General features: G+C 66.5%; 12 protein-coding genes. 7 read left to right on the plus strand and 5 right to left on the minus strand.

Annotation, left to right across the window (positions count from 1 at the left end):
- Positions 1-3: 3 nt before the first annotated feature.
- Both F8S13_18110 and F8S13_18115 read left to right on the plus strand, forming a co-directional pair.
- Positions 4-738, plus strand: coding sequence for a TIGR02206 family membrane protein (locus F8S13_18110; GenBank protein KAB8141659.1), 735 nt, complete (start codon positions 4-6; stop codon positions 736-738).
- Between the two features lie 59 nt (positions 739-797).
- Entirely contained in the window at positions 798-1,058 is a 261-nt protein-coding gene (locus F8S13_18115) for a hypothetical protein (protein KAB8141660.1), read from the plus strand.
- A 415-nt stretch (positions 1,059-1,473) separates the two neighbouring features.
- Here F8S13_18115 and F8S13_18120 read toward each other — a convergent pair whose 3' ends face one another.
- The 3 genes from F8S13_18120 to F8S13_18130 form a co-directional block, all read right to left on the minus strand.
- Positions 1,474-3,354 (minus strand): arabinogalactan endo-1,4-beta-galactosidase, encoded by a 1,881-nt coding sequence (locus F8S13_18120; protein ID KAB8141661.1) that lies wholly within the window; start codon positions 3,352-3,354, stop codon positions 1,474-1,476.
- Positions 3,355-3,560: 206 nt separating this feature from the next.
- Positions 3,561-7,100, minus strand: coding sequence for a helix-turn-helix domain-containing protein (locus F8S13_18125; protein ID KAB8141662.1), 3,540 nt, complete (start codon positions 7,098-7,100; stop codon positions 3,561-3,563).
- Positions 7,101-7,340: 240 nt separating this feature from the next.
- Positions 7,341-8,081: a hypothetical protein gene (locus tag F8S13_18130; GenBank protein ID KAB8141663.1), complete on the minus strand. Its 741-nt coding sequence runs from the start codon at positions 8,079-8,081 to the stop codon at positions 7,341-7,343.
- A 301-nt stretch (positions 8,082-8,382) separates the two neighbouring features.
- Here F8S13_18130 and F8S13_18135 point away from each other — a divergent pair, with 301 nt between their 5' ends.
- The 5 genes from F8S13_18135 to F8S13_18155 all read left to right on the plus strand — a co-directional run bounded on the left by F8S13_18135 (position 8,383) and on the right by F8S13_18155 (position 14,374).
- Entirely contained in the window at positions 8,383-8,838 is a 456-nt protein-coding gene (locus F8S13_18135) for a response regulator (GenBank protein KAB8141664.1), read from the plus strand.
- Between the two features lie 59 nt (positions 8,839-8,897).
- The gene (locus F8S13_18140) at positions 8,898-10,205 is read left to right on the plus strand and encodes an extracellular solute-binding protein (protein KAB8141665.1); all 1,308 of its coding nucleotides are present in this window, start codon (positions 8,898-8,900) and stop codon (positions 10,203-10,205) included.
- 102 nt (positions 10,206-10,307) lie between these two features.
- Positions 10,308-11,270 (plus strand): sugar ABC transporter permease, encoded by a 963-nt coding sequence (locus tag F8S13_18145; protein ID KAB8141666.1) that lies wholly within the window; start codon positions 10,308-10,310, stop codon positions 11,268-11,270.
- A complete protein-coding gene (locus F8S13_18150; protein KAB8141667.1) occupies positions 11,245-12,105 on the plus strand; it encodes a sugar ABC transporter permease in 861 nt (286 codons plus the stop codon). Before F8S13_18145 ends, F8S13_18150 begins: the two co-directional genes overlap by 26 nt.
- 187 nt (positions 12,106-12,292) lie before the next feature.
- Positions 12,293-14,374 carry a hypothetical protein gene (locus tag F8S13_18155; protein KAB8141668.1) on the plus strand — a complete coding sequence of 694 codons (2,082 nt, stop codon included), beginning with the start codon at positions 12,293-12,295 and terminating at the stop codon, positions 14,372-14,374.
- A 550-nt stretch (positions 14,375-14,924) separates the two neighbouring features.
- On the opposite strand, the gene F8S13_18160 is transcribed toward F8S13_18155, so the two are convergent.
- Together F8S13_18160 and F8S13_18165 are read right to left on the minus strand one after the other, a co-directional pair.
- Positions 14,925-16,613 carry an arabinofuranosidase gene (locus tag F8S13_18160; protein KAB8141669.1) on the minus strand — a complete coding sequence of 563 codons (1,689 nt, stop codon included), beginning with the start codon at positions 16,611-16,613 and terminating at the stop codon, positions 14,925-14,927.
- A 405-nt stretch (positions 16,614-17,018) separates the two neighbouring features.
- Positions 17,019-17,396, minus strand: coding sequence for a hypothetical protein (locus F8S13_18165; protein KAB8141670.1), 378 nt, complete (start codon positions 17,394-17,396; stop codon positions 17,019-17,021).
- Positions 17,397-17,480 lie beyond the last annotated feature (84 nt).

The raw sequence follows: 17,480 nt of genomic DNA on the forward strand, positions 1-17,480 counted from the left end.
GCGATGGATCTCTTCTCGACAACCTACAGCGGCGTGCCGTTCGCGCTGTTCTCGGCCACGCACGTGCTGGCGCTGGCGGCGGTGCTGGCCAGCTGCCTGGGGCTGGCGGCGGCGCTGCGCTGGGGGCCGCCGGGGGCGGGCTGGCGCGGGGCGCTGCGCCATGGCCTGGCGCTCTTCACCCTGCTCAACTTCGTGGTATGGTACGCCTGGGAGTGGAGCGTGGGCGCACTGGCCTGGGCCTACTCGCTGCCCATCCACATCTGCGTCCTCTCCATGCTGCTCTGCCCGCTGATGCTATGGACACGCAGCCAGTTACTGTTCGAGGTGTGCTACTTCTGGAGCTTCGCTGGCGCGACCCAGGCGATGCTGACGCCCGATGTCGCGCCGTTCAACTTCCCGCACTTCGTGTTCGTGATCTTCTTTACCTCGCACGGGGCGCTGCTGCTGTGCGTGATCTTCATGCTGGTGGCCGAGGGCTTCCGCCCGCGCTGGGCCTCGCTGGGCCGCGCCGTGGTCGCCACGCTGGGGCTGCTGGCGGTGGACGGCGTGGCCAACGCGCTGACCGGCGGCAACTACATGTATGTGGCCCGCGCCCCAAACTTCCCCAGCGTGATCGGCTACCTCGGCCCGTGGCCGTGGTACCTGCCGCCGCTCATCCTGCTGGGCGCGGCGGTGATGGCGCTCACCTACCTGCCCTTCGCGCTATACGACTGGCGGCGGGACGACAGGCAGCTCTAAGTTCTGCAATCCATGAAAGATAATCGTATCTGTGATTGATAGCGATTAAGCTTCCGGCGATGGTGATTAAGCTTCCGGCGATGGTGATTAAGCTTCCGGCGATGGTGATTAAGCTCCCGGCGATGGTGATTAAGCTCCCGGCGATGGTGATTAAGCTTCCGGCGATGGTGATTAAGCTCCCGGCGATGGTGATTAAGCTCCCGGCGATGGTGATTAAGCTTCCGGCGATGGTGATTAAGCTTCCGGCGATGGTGATTAAGCTCCCGGCGATGGTGATTAAGCTTCCGGCGATGGTGATGTCACATAAAACTGACATTTAAACGCGAAGTATATAGGTATCTTTCTTCCCACATATCAAGAGGCTGATATATGCCATGTGGCGATATTCTCCATTTCCACGAAACATCAGCGTCACGTTTCTGATGATCTCGCGTTGTAATCATCACCCCCGGACCGATGCCACAATACTCCGTCATCGGCGTAGGGGCGGGCACCAGACCCGCCCCTACGCCGATGATGACCGTGTTGGCGCGGCATGACGGCTGGTGTCACGTGGTCGCACATGGCCTGGCATGCCAGCACGCCTCACGTACCGAACCACGATGCCATGTTCTTGGGTATGTTCATCACATCGGGCCAGCAGGCTGGGCTACGTCGGCTCGACGCGGCGCAGTCGATTCACACACAAAGGCAGGCCGACGCGCATCACCCGCGTCGGCCTGCTTTTATGAGAACCTACCGCCCCACCACCAGCACGTTTGCCGCAGCGCTGGGCGTATACGCGCCATCGCCATCGAACGAGGCCCGCACGCCGCGCATGTAGGCCCCGCGCACCAGGCCGCCTACGCTCACCCCATCCAGCGTGGCGATGCCGCTGGCGTCGGTGGTGGCGCTGCCCACCGCGCTGCCGTTCAGGCTGAAGCTCACGCTGCGGCCCGCCAGCGCCGCGCCGTCGGCGCTGAGCGTGGCCCGCAGCGCCACGGTGCCGCCCAGCGAGCCGCGCGCCACCCCGGCCTTCAGCGTGGTGGTCGAGCCGACCCACTGGGCCGCCTCGGCGTAGACGCCCATGCCTGGCAGCGCCCTGCTGCTGTAGTCGAACAGGGCCTGGTTTTCCCAGGCGTTGCCTTGGCTAGGGTCGGTCGGCGTCCAGCCGCTGCCCTTCACCCCAGTCCACGCTGGCTCCCAGTAGAACACGCCCCAGCCCATGCCGTTGGGCACCGCCCGCACGATGCTCATCACATCGCGGAACATGGCCGCCTGCCCGGCAGGCGTGGCCGGGTAGCCCGCCGTCAGCTCGGTCGCAGGGTCGTTGATCACATTCTCCCAGCCGTCCTTGTCGGCCAGCGTGAAGGGGTAGGAGGTCTCGACCACCACCACCGGCTTGCCGTAGCGCGCGGCCATGTCGTTCAGGTTGTTCTGCAGCGCGGTGAAAGTGCCGTGCCAGTAGGAGTAATACGAGAGGCCGGTAACATCCCAGGTGACGCCGCGCGCCTTGGCCGCGTCGTACCACCAGCGGAAGTGGCCGTTGTTGCCGCCCTCGGCGTTGTGCAGCATGATCAGCGTGCCGGGCGAGCTGTCCTTCACGCCCTTGATGCCCTGCTTGAGCAGCGCGGCCAGGTTGTCCCAGCCCGCCGAGGTCCAGTTCTTCCCGTCCTCCCAGAGCATGCCGCTGTTGATCTCGTTGCCCACCTGCACCATATCGGGCGCGGTGCCCTGGGCCACCAGGCTGCGGCAGATGTCGTAGGTGTGGTCGTACACCGCCTGCTGCAGCTGGGTGAAGTTGTAGCCCTGCCAGGCCACCGGCTTGGCCTGCTGGCCGGGGTCGGTCCAGAAGTCGGAGTAGTGGAAGTCGATCAGCAGCTTCATCCCGGCGGCCTTGATCCGCCGCGACATCTCCAGCACGCGGGCCTTGTTGTTGTAGCCGTCGGCGGGGTTGACCCACACCTTCAGACGGGCGTAGTTCATGCCGTGCGACTTGAGGATCTGGATGGGGTCGCCGCGCGTGCCATTCTCGCTGTAGTACGCGCCGCCGAAGTCCTCGTTCTTCTTCACGCCCGAGAGGTCGCCGCCGCGCATGGGCAGCGCCGCGCCGCCAGCCGCGAAGCTCAGGTCGTCGAAGTGCACATACTCGCCCGCGTGTGCGTCGGAGTAGAGGATGATCGTGCACTGGCCGTTGGTCACATTCACCGAGGTGGCGATCTGCACCCAGGTGTCGTAGCCCTTGGTCACGGGCACGCTGGTGCGCTGCTCGGCCCCGCCGCAGCCGCGCAGGGCTACGAACACCTCGTTCTGGCCGCCGCCGTTGCGCACCCAGGTGCGCAGCGTGTAGATGCCGTTCTTCAGGCCCGTGAGGGTCTGCCATGTCGAGACGATGTAGGGCTTGTCGCTCCAGTGGGTCAGGTGGTAGCCGGTCACGCCGCTCGCCTCGGTGAAGTCGGCGGACTCCATGCCATTGGGCGACCATGTGGTCCAGCCTGCCGGGCTGGCGGTGCCGGTGGTGCCGAAGTCGGCGTTGGTGATGGTAGATGCGGCGCGGGCGGGGGCCGCTGGGAAGGCCACGATCAGCGTGGCGAGGGCAAAAACGGTCGCGGCTCTGCGAAACATGGTTGTGAGCATTGTCCCTTCCTTTGGCGAGTGCACATCATCGTACCTGCGGCAGGGCATCCGCAGCATCACAGCGCTGCGGGCGCGGGCAGGGGCCGGTGCCGCCAGCGTCGGCGGGTATGGAAAAGGCCGTTGGGAAACCGTTGGCGAGAGTATAGCGGGGAGGGACGGCAGAGTCTTGGTAAAAAACGCGCTGCTTTTTGTTGATTTGCGGGCGGCTACTGCTGCTTGGCGCGGCGGTAGGCGTTGGGGGGCATGCCCACCTCGCGGTGGAACAGGCGGCTGAAGTTGGGCAGGTCGGGGCAGCCCACCGCCAGGGCGATATCGGTGACGCTGCGGCTGGTGGTCTCCAGCAGCTGGCGGGCGCGGCTGACGCGGTAGCGGTTGAGGTAGGCGATCGGCGTGATGCCCATCTCCTGGCGGAAGCTGGCGGTCAGGTGATCGCCGCTGACCCCCACCTCGGCGGCCAGCTGGTCGCGGGTGATCGGCTGGTCGTAGTGGGTGTGGATGAAGGCCACGGCCTGGCGCACCACCTGCTGCATGATGCCGCTGAGCCTGCGCTGGCGGGCCAGCGCCAGCTCGACGTGGCCCTGGATCTCCTCTAGGCTGAACAGGCCCTTGCTGAGGATGGAGGCCACGCCCGCATTCAGCCGCGCCATATCCTCGCCGGTCAAAATCTGCGCGGTCAGCACCACCACCGGCACATCGCGCGTGGCCTCGCTGGCCCGCATGGCCTCGATCACGCCGAAGCCATCCAGCTCGGGCATCAGCAGATCCAGCAGCACCAGGCTGGGCGTGGTGTGGCGCAGGATGGCGAGCGCCTCACGCCCGTTGCTGGCCTCGATCACCCGGTGGTCGGGCAGCTGCTGCTGCACCAGGCGGGCGTGCAGGGCGCGGGTATCGCCGTCATCATCCACCACCAGGATGCTCTTCGACGCGCCGTCGCCGTCCCCCTGCTGGCGCAGGGCGCGGGCCAGCTGCTCGGCGCTCAGCGGCTTCAGCAGGTAGTCCAGCTCCAGCAGCGCGCCGCGCCCGATGTGGGCGTCGAAGGCGTGCATCAGCACGGGGATGGCCGCCGTGGCCGGGTGGCGCTTCAGCACCGCCATGATCTCCCAGCCGCGCGCGGAGGCCAGCGGCTCATCCAGCACCAGCGCGCTGGGCGGCTGGGCGATCAGGCGCGGCAGCCAATCCGACGCCGCATCCACCCGCTGCAGCTGCACCGCGCGGCCCTGGCCGCCCAGGATGTCGGCCAGCCCGTCATCCTCGCCCTCGCGCTCGCTCAGGCACACCACCAGCTGCTGCGGGGTGGCGGGCGGCGCTGGCTCGACGTGGGCTGTGGCCAGCAGCGGCAGGCTGAAGAAGAAGGTCGCGCCGCTCTCCTCCTCGCCGGAGGACTGCACGCCGATGGTGCCGCCGTGGCGCTCGACCAGCTGCTTGCAGATCGCCAGCCCCAGCCCCAGCCCGCCGTAGCCACGGTCGGCGGTGCGCTCGGATGCGCGGAACTCGTCGAAGATATGGCCCTGGTCGGCCAGGGGCACCCCCGGCCCGCTGTCGCTCACCGCCACGATCGCCTGCCCTCCCTCCACCGAGAGCCGCAGCGCCACCCCGCCCTGCTCGGTGAACTTCACCGCATTGCTGATGAAGTTCAGCGCCACCTGGCGCAGCCGCGTGCGGTCGCCGCGCACCGCCACCGGCGCGGGCGGCAGATCGACGCGCCACGCCAGGCCCTTCTCCAGCGCCAGCTGCTGGCCGGTGGCGGCCACCACATCCAGCACCTCCGCCAGATCGAGGTTCTCCTGATACAGCCGCAGCTGCCCGGCCTCGCTGCTGGCCAGATCCAGCACATCGCCGATCAGGCGGCCCAGGTGCTGCGCGTTGGCGAAGATCCGCTCCAGATCCTGCCGCGCTGGGTCAGGCAGCGCATCCAGCCCCGGCTGGGCGTGCAGCAGCATCTCGCTCAGGCCCACGATCAGGTTCAGCGGCGTGCGCAGCTCGTGGCTGACCGTGGAGAGGAAGCGGCTCTTCATGCGGCTGGCCTCCTCGGCCAGCTGGCGGCCCAGCAGCGCGTCGGCGTGCAGGCGGCTGTTGCGGAAGGCCGCCGCGATATGCCGCACGATCAGGCCGCAGATCTCCAGATCTGCCGCGTCGAACACCACGAAGCCGCTGGGGCCACCCTCGATGATCAGCGGCAGCAGCGCCAGCGAGAACGGCGCGGCGGGGTCGTACATGCCCTGCGGCGGGAAGCTGCGGCTGGCGAAGCGCCGCATGGAGAGCGCGCCCGAGGCCCGCACATACAGATCGCTCCATGCCACAGGGTCGCCCTCGCTGGCCGCGAACAGCGCAATCGAGATCTGGCCGAGGCCCAACGTGGGCAGGTGGGCATCGAGGATGTCGAGGATCTGCTGCGGCTCGATGGCGGTGAGCAGCTGCGATGTGATCAGGCCCAGCCGCTCGGTGCGCTGCGCGTCGCGGATGAGCCGCCGGGTGTGCTGGCGGTGCAGGTGGTCGCCCAGCCGCTCGCGGGCGCGGTCCAGCATATGCGCGGCAAGCTCGCGGTGCTGCGGGGCGGCGCTGGCCAGCGCGCCAAGCGCGGCCTGCCAGCCGTGGGTATCATCCACGCGCTCCAGGCCGTGCAGGATCTGGTCGAGCGCCGCCGCGAAAGGCTGCGGCTCGCCCTCGGCCAGGGCATCCTGCCAGCCCTCGGCCAGGGCGCGGCACTGCGGCCCCAGCGCGGCGCGGTCGTAGCCGGGCGCGGCCAGCAGCAGCGCGCTGGCCATGGCCTCGGCCAGCGTGGGCTGGGCCTGGGGCCGCGCCGAAGGCCAGGGCTGGGCGGTGGGCTGGCAGCCGCACGACTCGCGGATGATCAGCTGGGTGGGGATGCGCTCGATGCTGGGCGGAGCCTGCGGCGCGCGGATGCGCTCCAGCAGCAGCTCCACCGCGCGGTAGCCCAGCTCGAAGGTGGGGTGGCGCACCGTGGTGAGCGGCGGCACCTGGGCCTTGGCGTGCTGCACATCGTCGAAGCCGATCACCGCCACATCCTGCGGCACGCGCAGGCCTGCGTCGCGCAGCGCCCCCAGCGCGCCCGCCGCCGACTCGTCGTTGCTGGCCAGCACAGCGGTGAAGGGGATGCCCTCGGCCAGCAGCTGGCGCACAGCGTCGTACGAGTCGTGCTGGTTGTGGCCGCCGTAGCCCACCAGGCGCTGCTCGAAGGGCAGGCCGTGGGCGGCCAGCGCCTGCTGGTAGGCCGCCAGCCGCTCGGCCCCGTCGCCCTCGGGGTGGGCATCGGCGGCGATAAAGGCGATCCGGCGGTGGCCGTGGCCCGCCAGGTGCGCCAGGGCATGCGCGATACCCAGGGCGTTGTCTGGCCCGATCGAGGCGCAGCCTGGCTGCGGCGAGGTGAACACCAGCGGGAAGCCCTCGGGCATGAAGCTACGCAGCAGGGCCTGCTGCGTGGCGGTGAAGGGCGGGATGGCGATCAGGCCGGAAGTGTTCCACGGCCCCACCGGCACAAAGTTGGTGGAGGGCAGCAGCCGGGGCCAGGCGGGCAGCCACTCGAACGGCGCGGTGTGCGGCCCTACGCCGCAGGCCAGCAGCAGACTGCAGCCGTGGGCCTGGGCCGCCGCGCGGATGCCGCGCAGCAGCGTGCGCTCGTAGGGGGCGATGGTGGTGCCCTCGTAGATCTGACGGTTGCCGAACACGCCGATGGTGGGGCGAACGCCGTGGGGGTATGCGCTTGGTGCCGAGCTATCGCCGCTCATGGGCCAGGTGCCTCTACGCTACTGCTGCGCGCGGCGGTGCTGCCATCGCCCGCCCTGGGCACTGCGTGCCCGCTGTCACCATTATATCAGCTTGTCCCGCCACCCCACGCGCCCCGCCGCAGGCGCACAGGGCCTCGGCGTCCTCAAACACCATGGTTCACCGCCAAGGCTCCAAGGAAGGGTAGAAAAAAGCCCTCTGCCGAAGCAGAGGGCCTGGGTCGCAGGCGCGGCGGGCGGCGCTCAGGCGCTCTCGTGCTCCTCGTCGAGGTCGGCCAGCTTCTCAAGCAGTATCGCGTCGGCATCGACCATATAGTCGCTGTAGCTCTCAAACAGGGTCAGATCCTCATCCAGCACCTGGCAGAAGCGGTCGAGCATGCCCATCTCGTAGCCTTCTAGCCCCAGGTCGCGCAGAATGTCGGGCTGGTCGTGGAAGACCTCCTGGACATTGTAGACAAAGGTGTCCACCCAGTTGCTCATGGCGCGCAGCGCAGCCCGCTGCTGCAGCCGCGCGTCGATCCAGCGCTCGATCATCTCGTTATACTCGGTCTGCAGCGCGGTCAGCTCCTCAAGCACGGCGGTCTCGGCGCGCAACTTCACCAGGTTGCGGTCCACCTTATCAAGCTGGCGACGCAGCTTGCGCTGCATCTCCTCGATGCCGCGCTGGGCCTGCTGCGGGCCGACGCTGCGGATGAGCAGCTCGGATGCGTGGCTGGGGCGGCACGCTGCCTGCGGCGTCTCGCCCACCGCGCGGGCCTGCAGCGTGGCGGCTGCCCTGAGCTGCTGCGCCAGCGCGGGGGTGAGCGCGTAGGCACAGCAGCGCGCGTGCGCCGCCAGGGCCAGCGTGTAGACCGCCGCGCCCTCGGCCAGCTGCGCCCGCCCGATACCGCCCGTGGCCAGCGTCGCCTGCGGCATGGCCCGCTGGGTGCGCTCCAGCAGCCGACCGACCACATCCAAGGCTGCGCCCATAGGGTTCTGTGCCATCGGCTTCTCCTTCTGCCTTATCGTCTCGTGTTATCGCTCTCGCCGCGCGGCAGCTGTGGGGTACCAACATCGCCTGGGTGGGGGATCTGGCCTGCGACGCCAGCCATCTGTTAGGGGCATTATAGTAGATCTCCCGTGCCTTGTACATCCCGTGCCGCACGGTTTTCGACAAGAATCCCCCGCTTTTTACCAAGACGCCGCGCCCGCTTGGCGGTATGCTCATAGCACACGTCCGATATGCGATACGCGGGGCCGCGGGTAGCGCAGGCGGTGGGCCATCGGCCCGCTGCCCTGGCGGGTTATGGTCGCTGGTGCGATGATGCCGACCATCGTTCAACGGAGCAAGATCTGTATGGCACAGCCCACGCTGCTACTGATTGCCGAGCACCCCCAGTTTGCCTACCTCATCCGCCGCTACAGCGAGCAGGCTGGCTGCCACGTGGTGGGCGCAGAGAGCGCCGACCAGGCGCGGGCCTGGCTAGCCGAGCACACCCCGGCCATGGTGTTTTTGCATCTGGGCAGCTGGCCCCACCAGGGCTGGTCGCTGCTGGGCCAGATCCGCCAGCACTGCGCCGACGAGGCCATCCCGATCACCGTGATCGGCTCGCTGGCCGACGAGGCCCGCGCTAGGGCCGAGGGCGCGCGCTTCTGGCTCTGGCAGCCCGTCATGTACCCCGACTTTCTCGCGGTGCTGCGGGCCGGCCAGGTCGCCGCCGCCGCCCTCGACGCGCCCGCGCCGCCTCGGCGGCCGTCCTAGCAACCCTCCCGACATCGGCAGCGACATCGTAGTACACGCAGAGCAAAGGAGCGAACGCAATGTCCCGAGTCTTCAAATTCCTCACCAGCATCGGCCTGGGCGCGGTGCTGCTGGCGGCATGCAGCAGCCAGCCCGCCGCCACCTCGCCCGCCGCCACCGAGGCCCCTGTGGCAGCCGCCACCGAGGCCCCCGCAGCCGCCACCGAGGAGCCGACCGCAGCCCCTGACATCCTGGGCAGCGGCAGCACCAAGATCGTGCTCTGGCACCACTGGGATGGCGCGTACTTCAAGGAGATCCAGAAGATCTTCGCCGACTACGCCACCAAGAACAATGTCCAGATCGAGATGCTTTATGTCCCCGATGTGGCCAACAAGGCCCAGATGGCCATCCCATCCGGCCAGGGCCCCGATCTGATCTCGTGGGTGGATGACCGCATCGGCGACAGCGCCCTCAACAAGATCATCCAGCCCCTAGATGACTATGGGATCAACCAGGACTACCTGAAGGCCAACTTCGCGCCCGTAGCAGCCGACGCCATGGTCTACGGCGGCAAGGTCTACGGCGTGCCCGAGTCCATGGAGAGCATCACCTTCATCTATAACAAGAAGCTGATCACCGAGGACAAGCTGCCCAAGACCACCGACGACCTGATCGCGATGGCCAAAACCTACAACCAGGCCCCCGACAAGTACCTGTTCGTCTACAACGCCAAGGCCGACATCTACACCGCCGCCCCGTGGTTCCAGGGCGCGGGCGTGCAGCTGGTGAAGCCCGACGGCACCACCGAGATGAACAGCGAGAACGGCGTGAAGGCCGCCACCCTGATCAAGAGCTTCAGCGAGATCATGCCCAAGGAGCTGGGCTACGATGAGGCCAACACCCTATTCATGGATCAGAAGGCCGCGATCATTATGAACGGCCCCTGGGTGATCGCCGACTACACCGCCAAGAACATTGACTTCGGCCTGGCCACCATCCCCGTGGTCAGCAGCTCGGGCCAGCCCGGCAAGCCGTTTGTGGGCGTGAAGCTGCTGATGCTGGCCGCCAACGCCAAGAACCCCCAGGCCGCCGTGGACCTGATGAAGTACTACGGCAGCGCCGAGGTGCAGGCCCAGCTGGCCACCACCAACAAGCAGGTGCCCGCCAACCTAGCCGCCCAGGAGCAGGTGAAGAGCGATCCGGTGATCGCCAGCTTCATCGCGCAGTCGGCCAACGGCGTGCCGCTGCCCAACACCGAGTTCGCATCGGCGATGTGGGATCCCTTCAACAAGATGCTTGAGTCGATCTGGACCGGCGCGACCGCCCCCGATCAGGCGGTGAAAGATGGCGCTGCGCTGTTCGATGAGAAGGTTGTCGATCTGAAGTAGCGCGTGGGCGAGGCGGCGCGGACAGCCGCGCCGCCTCGCCTGCCCATACCGACAGCCCGGCGGTCGACCGCAGAATCTTCCGAACACGAACAGGGACAGATCATGAAAACGGCTTCTCTGCCCTCTGCGCAGCGCAGCGCTGGCAAAAAAGGTGGCCGTCGGAGCGATAGGCTCACGGCGGCGGCCTACCTGGCCCCAGCGACGCTGGTGCTGATGCTGATAAATATCTTTCCTATTTTTTATACCCTCTACCTGTCGCTCACCAATCGCAACGGGCCGACCCGATTCGCCGAGGGCAACTACTGGATCACGGGCTTGCAGAACTACGAGCGGCTGCTCAAAGACGCCGACTTCTACCTAGTGCTTGGCAAGACCGCGCTCTACGCCGTGCTCTGCGTGGCGCTCTTCTTTATTGTGGGCCTGACCTTTGCGCTCATCCTCAACGACCCGGCGATCCGCGCGCGGTCGCTCTGGCGCACCCTGCTGATCCTGCCGTGGGCCGTGCCCTACTGGATCACCGCGCTGATCTGGAAGTTCCTGTTCCACGGGCAGTATGGCCCGATCAACCAGGCCCTGCGCGCCATCGGCCTGAACCCGCCCGACTGGCTGCTGAACGGCTCCACCGCCTTCATCGCCATCACGGTGGTGAATGTCTGGCTCAGCTTCCCGTTCTTCATGCTGGTGCTGCTCGGCGGGCTGCAGTCCATCCCCGACGAGCTCTACGAGGCCGCCGATCTGGATGGCGCGTCGCGCCCCGATAAGCTGTTCAGCATCACCCTGCCGCTGCTGCGCCCCGTCGCCATCCCGGCCATCATCCTCAGCCTGATCACCACGCTCAAGATCTTCGAGACGATCTTCCTGATGACCGGCGGCGGCCCCACCACCAAGATCGGCCAGCCCGGCGCGACCGAGCTGCTGCTGGTCTGGGCCTATAACCAGGGCTTCCAAGGCTCGCAGCGCTTCGGCCTGGTCGGCGCGTTCTCGGTGGTGGTCTTCCTCATCCTGCTCGTGGTCACGATCGTCTACACCAAGGTCACCAATGCGACCAGGGGGGCATATGAATAAGCTGCGCAGAACCCGCGGCGGCATGCTGGTGGCCGAGTATGCCATCCTGATGATCGGCGTGTTCTTCTCGGTCTTCCCGATCTACTTTGTGGTGCAGGCCGCGCTCCGCCCCGGCAACCAGCTCTACACCACCACGCTGCAGATCTTCCCCAGCGACGCCACGCTGGACAACTTCCGCTATGTGCTGACCCAGATCCCGCTGCTGCTGTGGGTCTGGAACAGTGTCAAGATCGCCCTGGCGACCACCGTGGCCACCCTGCTGATCACGGTGCCCGCCGCCTACGCGCTCTCGCACTTTCACTTCCGTGGCCGCGCGGCCATCCTCACCGGGCTGCTGGCCTTGCAGGCCTTCCCGGCGGCGCTGGCGCTGCCCGCGTTCTACCTCATCCTCATGCGCACCGGCCTGCTGAACACCCACGCTGGCCTGATCTTGATCTACGCCGCCGGCGCGACCGCCTTCAATGTCTGGAACATCAAGGGCTACTTCGACACGGTGCCCCAGGAGATCACCGAGGCCGCGCTGCTCGACGGCGCGACCCCCACCCAGGCCTTCCTGATGGTGATGCTGCCGCTGGTGCGCCCGGTGCTCGCCGTCACAGCGCTGTTTGGCTTCCTGGCGGGCTTCGGCGACTTCATCCTGGCCAACACGGTGCTGTTCGACGAGAAGCTCTACACCGCGCCGGTCGGCGTGTTCGGCCTGCAGAACGGCTACCGCAACCCGTGGGGCTGGTTCGCGGCCTGCGCCCTGATCGTGGCGCTGCCGATCACCGCCGTGTTCCTCTACCTCCAGCGACACCTCGTCTCGGGCCTCGCCGCAGGCGGGGTCAAGGGGTAGACCGCCGCTAGGCACCGCGCGGGGCCACGACCGCCCCGCCGCACCCACGGCGCAGGTGCCTGGCGCGCGCCCCCAGGGCTGCTCGCAGCCCGCTGTCTCTTCCGCACGCCGCAGCACGAAGACGCCAGAAGCCGCCGCTTCCGCGCTTCGTGCTTTTTTCTTGCCCGCCACCATAGAAGGAATAGCTATGCAGCCCTTTTCAATTGATCACCGCAGCGGCCAGCAGTCGCATATCGATCTCTCGTCCCTGCTGGATGCCCCAGCGGGAAAAGATGGCTTTGTCACGGTTCAGGATGGCCACCTGGTCAAGCCCTCGGGCCAGCGCCTGCGCCTGTGGGGCGTGAATGTGACCGACTGGACGCCCGGCTCGGTCATGCTGCCCACCAAGCACGATGCCCCGATCTACGCGGCGGCCCTCGCGCGCCATGGCATCAACTGTGTGCGCCTGCACTTCCTCGATCTGTTCGCCCCCAGGGGCATCATCGACCCCGCCCACGATGACACCGTGCACTTCGACGCCGATCAGCTCGACCGCCTGGACTTCTGGGTGGCTCAGCTAAAACAGCGCGGCATCTACTGCGACCTCAACCTGATGGTCGGAAGATCGTATAAGGCGGGCGATGATGTGGCCGACCACGACCAGATCGGCTGGGCCAAGGCCATAAGCTTCACCAGCCCGCGCCTGATCGCGCTGCAGAAGCAGTACGCCCGCCAGCTGCTCACCCACGTCAACCCCTACACCGGCAGCGAGTATCGCCACGAGCCAGCGATCGTGATCGTGGAGCTGGTCAACGAGAACTCGCTGGTGGAGGCCTGGTGGCATGGGCGCACGCACCCCACGCAGCCGCTCTCGGCAGACCCAAACTGGCGTCCGCTGCCCGCGTACTACGCCGACATGCTCACCGAGCAGTACAACGCCTATCTGGCCCAGCGCCTCTCGCCCACGGAGCTGGCCGAGTACCGCGCGCTCACCGGCACGCCCGCCGGGCAGCCGGTGCAGCGCCTGCACCGCAGCGCATTTGCCACCGCGCCCGCCCGCCAGTTCCAGACCGAGGCCGGATTCTATATGGATGCCGAGCGCAGCTTTTTCTGCGAAATGCGCGACTTCCTGCGCGGCGAGCTGGGCGTCCAGTCGCTGCTGCTCGGCTCTAGCGATCACAACCACGAGTGGAGCGGCTACCCCACGATCTGGGCCAACGCCGCGCTCGACATCCTGGATGGCCACGACTACTGGCAGCACGAGGCCTTCCCCGGCAAGAAGAACACCCCCATGGTCAACGACCCGCTGATCTCCACCGTGGCGCGGCTGGCCCGCACGGCGGTGGCGGGCAAACCCTTTATCGTCAGCGAGGTCAACAACCCCTTCCCCCACGACTGGATGGCCGAGGGCATCCCCACGCTGGCCGCCTACGCCAGCCTGCAAGATTGGGACGGCGTGATCTGGTATACCGTGGAGCTGAAGAGCGACCCCGCGTGGCCCGCGTCGCTGGGCGACGCCTTCGACATGCTGCTCGACCCCGTGAAGATGCCGCAGCTGGCTGCCGGGGCCTTGCTGTTCCTGCGCGGCGATGTGCGCGCCGCCAGCCAGCTGGTGCAGCGCAGCTACACGCCCGAGCAGCTGCGCGAGACCCTGCGCATGGATGAGGCCCACGCGCCCTACTACACCCCCGGCTTCTCGCCCGCGCTGGCGCTCCAGCATCGGGTGCGCATCGGGTCGCTGGATGGCGCTGGCCAGAACGACTACCCCGCCGCCGAGGCTGGCGCGCTGGCCGCCGACACTGGCGAGCTGTGCTGGCAGGTCTCACCCGAGCACGGCGGGATCATCACGGTGGACACCGCGCGCTCGCAGGCCCTGATCGGCTTCCTAGCGGCGGGCAGGCCAGCCCTGCGCCACCTGAGCGCCTATCTGGAAAACACCTTCTGCGCCATCACGCTGGCCGCGCTGGATGATCTGCCGATCGCCCGATCCGCGCGGCTGCTGCTCACAGTGGCGGCCAAGGTCGAGAACACCGGCCAGCAGTGGAACGAGGACCGCACCAAGGCCACCGACTACGGCCACGCCCCCGCGCAGATCGAGCCGGTGCGCGGCAGCATCACGCTGGGCCAGATCGATCTGGCGCAGGAGGTGCAGATCACCCCACTAGATGGCGCGGGGCTGCCGCTCGGCCCTGCCAGCCAGGCCCAGCGCACCGCCCAGGGCTGGCGCTTCACAATCGGCAGCCCCGCAACTCCCTGGTACGAGATCATCGTCTCGCGCACTGTCGCCTAGCCGCGCGGGGCAAAGAACCGCTTCACCACAAAGACCCGAAGGGAATAAATCTATTTACCACCAAGACACCAAGGGAACCCCAAAACCTGTTCATCACGAAGATCTAAAGGCGCAAAGGGACTAAAAACTATTTCCTGCTACTTTTCCCATGCGGCGAAGGTGCTGCTTGTGTTTTGATGGCCATATGCACGAACGCCAGCCACCTTCAGCATAGGAATACTACAAATTGGGGTTCAAAGGGGCAACGCCCCTGGCGGGGTTCCAAGGGCGCGGAGCCCTTGGGGCCGCCCGCACACGGCATCCACCGCTGATGGAAAAAAAGCCCAGCGCCCTCGGTCGACCCGACCGCGCAACGATCCAAACAGTGCCCTCGTTTGTCCCGACGCAGAAACACTCCTAAACAAAGAACACCCTAAAAAGATCCGCCCGCGCTGCACACGCACCGCACCGATCAGCAGCCACTGCACATCCCACAAACAAGCACAGAGGCCGTCGGCACACCCACAGGCGATGTGCCGACGGCCTCTGTACATGCTAGGCTATCACAGCGCTACCGCTGCAGCGTCAGCAGGGCCGGGCGGTACGGGATCAGGCCATAGTCCAGACCCGTCTTGGTCTTGTCGAAGCCCTGGTACAGCATCTGCAGGTTGCAGGGGTCGATCGTCATCGTCTCATCGGGGTTGTTGCGCACCAGATCGCCGTGGCTGATGTCGTTGGTCCACGCATTGCCATTGGCAAAGCTCACGTTGTTGATGCCCGCAAACGGGTTGTTCTCCGATGCGGCCAGCGGCGTCCACGACCCGCCCAGGCTGGTGGCGGTGAACGACCGGAAGTAGCGCCCGCGCGCGCCGATCGCCTCGACGATCATCAGGTACTGGTTCTGGCCCTGCACCTTGTAGACCTGCACGGCCTCGAACAGATTGTTGGTGCTGTCGGTCATAATCGTGGTGGCCGCGCCGAAGGTGCCGGGGAAATTGCCGATCGGCATGCTGGATCGGTAGATCCGCCCGTTGTCACCGGCGAAGAACAGATAGCAGTTCTGGCCATCGCAGATCACCGTCTGGTCGATCGGCCCCGTGCCGGAGTTCGAGATGCTGCCCGAGAACAGCGAGCCTTCATTGCCCCAGCTGGATGGGTTGGTCGGGTCGGTCGAGGTCATATAGCGGAACGGCGTCGCACCCCACTGGAAGGCCAGCACCCAGATCCGCTTGGGGCTGAAGTAGAACAGCGTAGGGGCTACCGTGCCGCGCCGCATGCCCACCTGGGTGGCGCTGCCCGCCTGCGACCAGTCGTTGAAGCTGAAGAAGGCCGAGCCCCAGGTCGATCCGCTGTCGTGCGTGGTCATGTACACCAGGTGCTGGCCGTTGTAGGTTACGGTGGTGAAGTCCTTAAGCGAGACCCAGCCCGACTTGGGGTTGGCCAGCGGGCCGGTAGAGGACCAGCGGAACTGCGAGGGCAGCGAGCAGGCCGCCGTGGCCGAGAAGCTGGCCGTCACGCTCTTGGCGGCGGTCATCGCGACCGTGCAGGTGGATGCCGTGCCCGAGCAGGCCCCGCCCCAGCCAGCGAAGGTCGAGCCAGCAGACGCCGCAGCTGTCAGCGTGACGCTGGTGCCGCTGGCGTAGGTTGCGCTACAGGTCGATCCGCAGTTGATCCCGCTGCCCGTCACGGTGCCGCTGCCGGTGCCGCTCTTCGTCACCGTCAGCGCGTAGCTGGCAGGCACTGGCGTGGCCGTCGGGTTGGTGGTGATGGGTGTGGCGGTGGGCAGAACCGCGGTCGGCGTGCTGCCCGCAGGGCTAGTGGGGGTCGGCGTGGTCGCCGCGTCGCCGCAGGGCACGCCGTTCAGCGAGAAGCTGCCAGGGACGGCGTTGGTGCCGCTGTAGGTGCCCTGAAAGCCGAAGCTCTGCGTGCCGCCGGAGGGAATGCTGGCATTCCAGTCGGCGCTGTTGCGGGCCGTCACATTCGCCCCGCTCTGCGTGATCACCGCGTTCCAGGCGTTAGAGACCTGCTGGTTGCCGGAGAAGGACCATGTCAGCGTCCAGCCGCCCGAGATCGCCGCGCCCAGGTTCGTCACTTTCACATCGGCGGTAAAACCAGTGCCCCAGCTATTGGGCACGTAGTCAACCCGACAGGTGCTGCTCTGCTGCGCGACGCGGGCCTGTGCGGGCCCAGTGCCCAGCGCCAGCGCGCCCAGCAGCAGGGACACAATGCCGATGCCACCACGATAAAACTGCTTACTCATGGGGTGCATTCTCCTTTGAATACGCGATAGTGGATACGCCCGAGGCCATAGAGCGGTCGGGGAACTGCCTGGGCAATGACGGCCGATTGCTGCCGCTCGCCGCTGCCGACAAGCATCACCCCGTCGATTGGCGCAACGACCCTACAGCGCAGCGGGGTGAAAGCCCCGGCCCTGGCCAAGATCCCGTCGCACACATCGCTCTTTGTTGGCAGCCAACACGATACGATCAGTATAAAGTTTTAGCGCCAGGCAGCAATGCTTAATCTTTTGAGATGTGTCAGATTTTTTACTAAAAATTAATAATCGGGGAGACGCCGCCCCATGCAGGGCTAATAATCACTGCCAGCACAGCCACGCAGCCTGCCAACCCTTCAAATACGACCCAGCAGCACCACATGATCCTCGCTATAGCCTCATCGCAACAAAACGAGCGCCCGCGCATACCGCACACAACCTGCCGCAACACGTTTCCGTGTGAAAAATGTGCGCACACAACCCGCCGCAGCGTGCAGCGATACTCCCGCAGCATAAAACGACATTCACAACAAACGCATAGCTATACCAGTAGCTTGGCGAACTCTCACCCCAGTAGAGCTGGTAGCTATCGGCGGCGATACAGTATGTTGCCGAGATACTGCCGCCGGAGCGGTTGAAGCGAATATAGGTCAGTGACGGGTATCCAGCAGCCTGCACCACACGTGTGGGGATGGCAAAGGAGACAGCCATCACAAAACACACGATAAGCAGCAGAGGGCGCACCAAGCGACGGAAGGCTTTCGTCATCCTATCACTTGCTCCTTGTAGATTTCATGGCGATTACGGAAAAACCACCAGGATTTTCTCGCGCCACGCGGCCTAGCTATCATA

This window comes from Chloroflexia bacterium SDU3-3 (genome assembly GCA_009268125.1).
Taxonomy (GTDB): domain Bacteria; phylum Chloroflexota; class Chloroflexia; order Chloroflexales; family Roseiflexaceae; genus SDU3-3.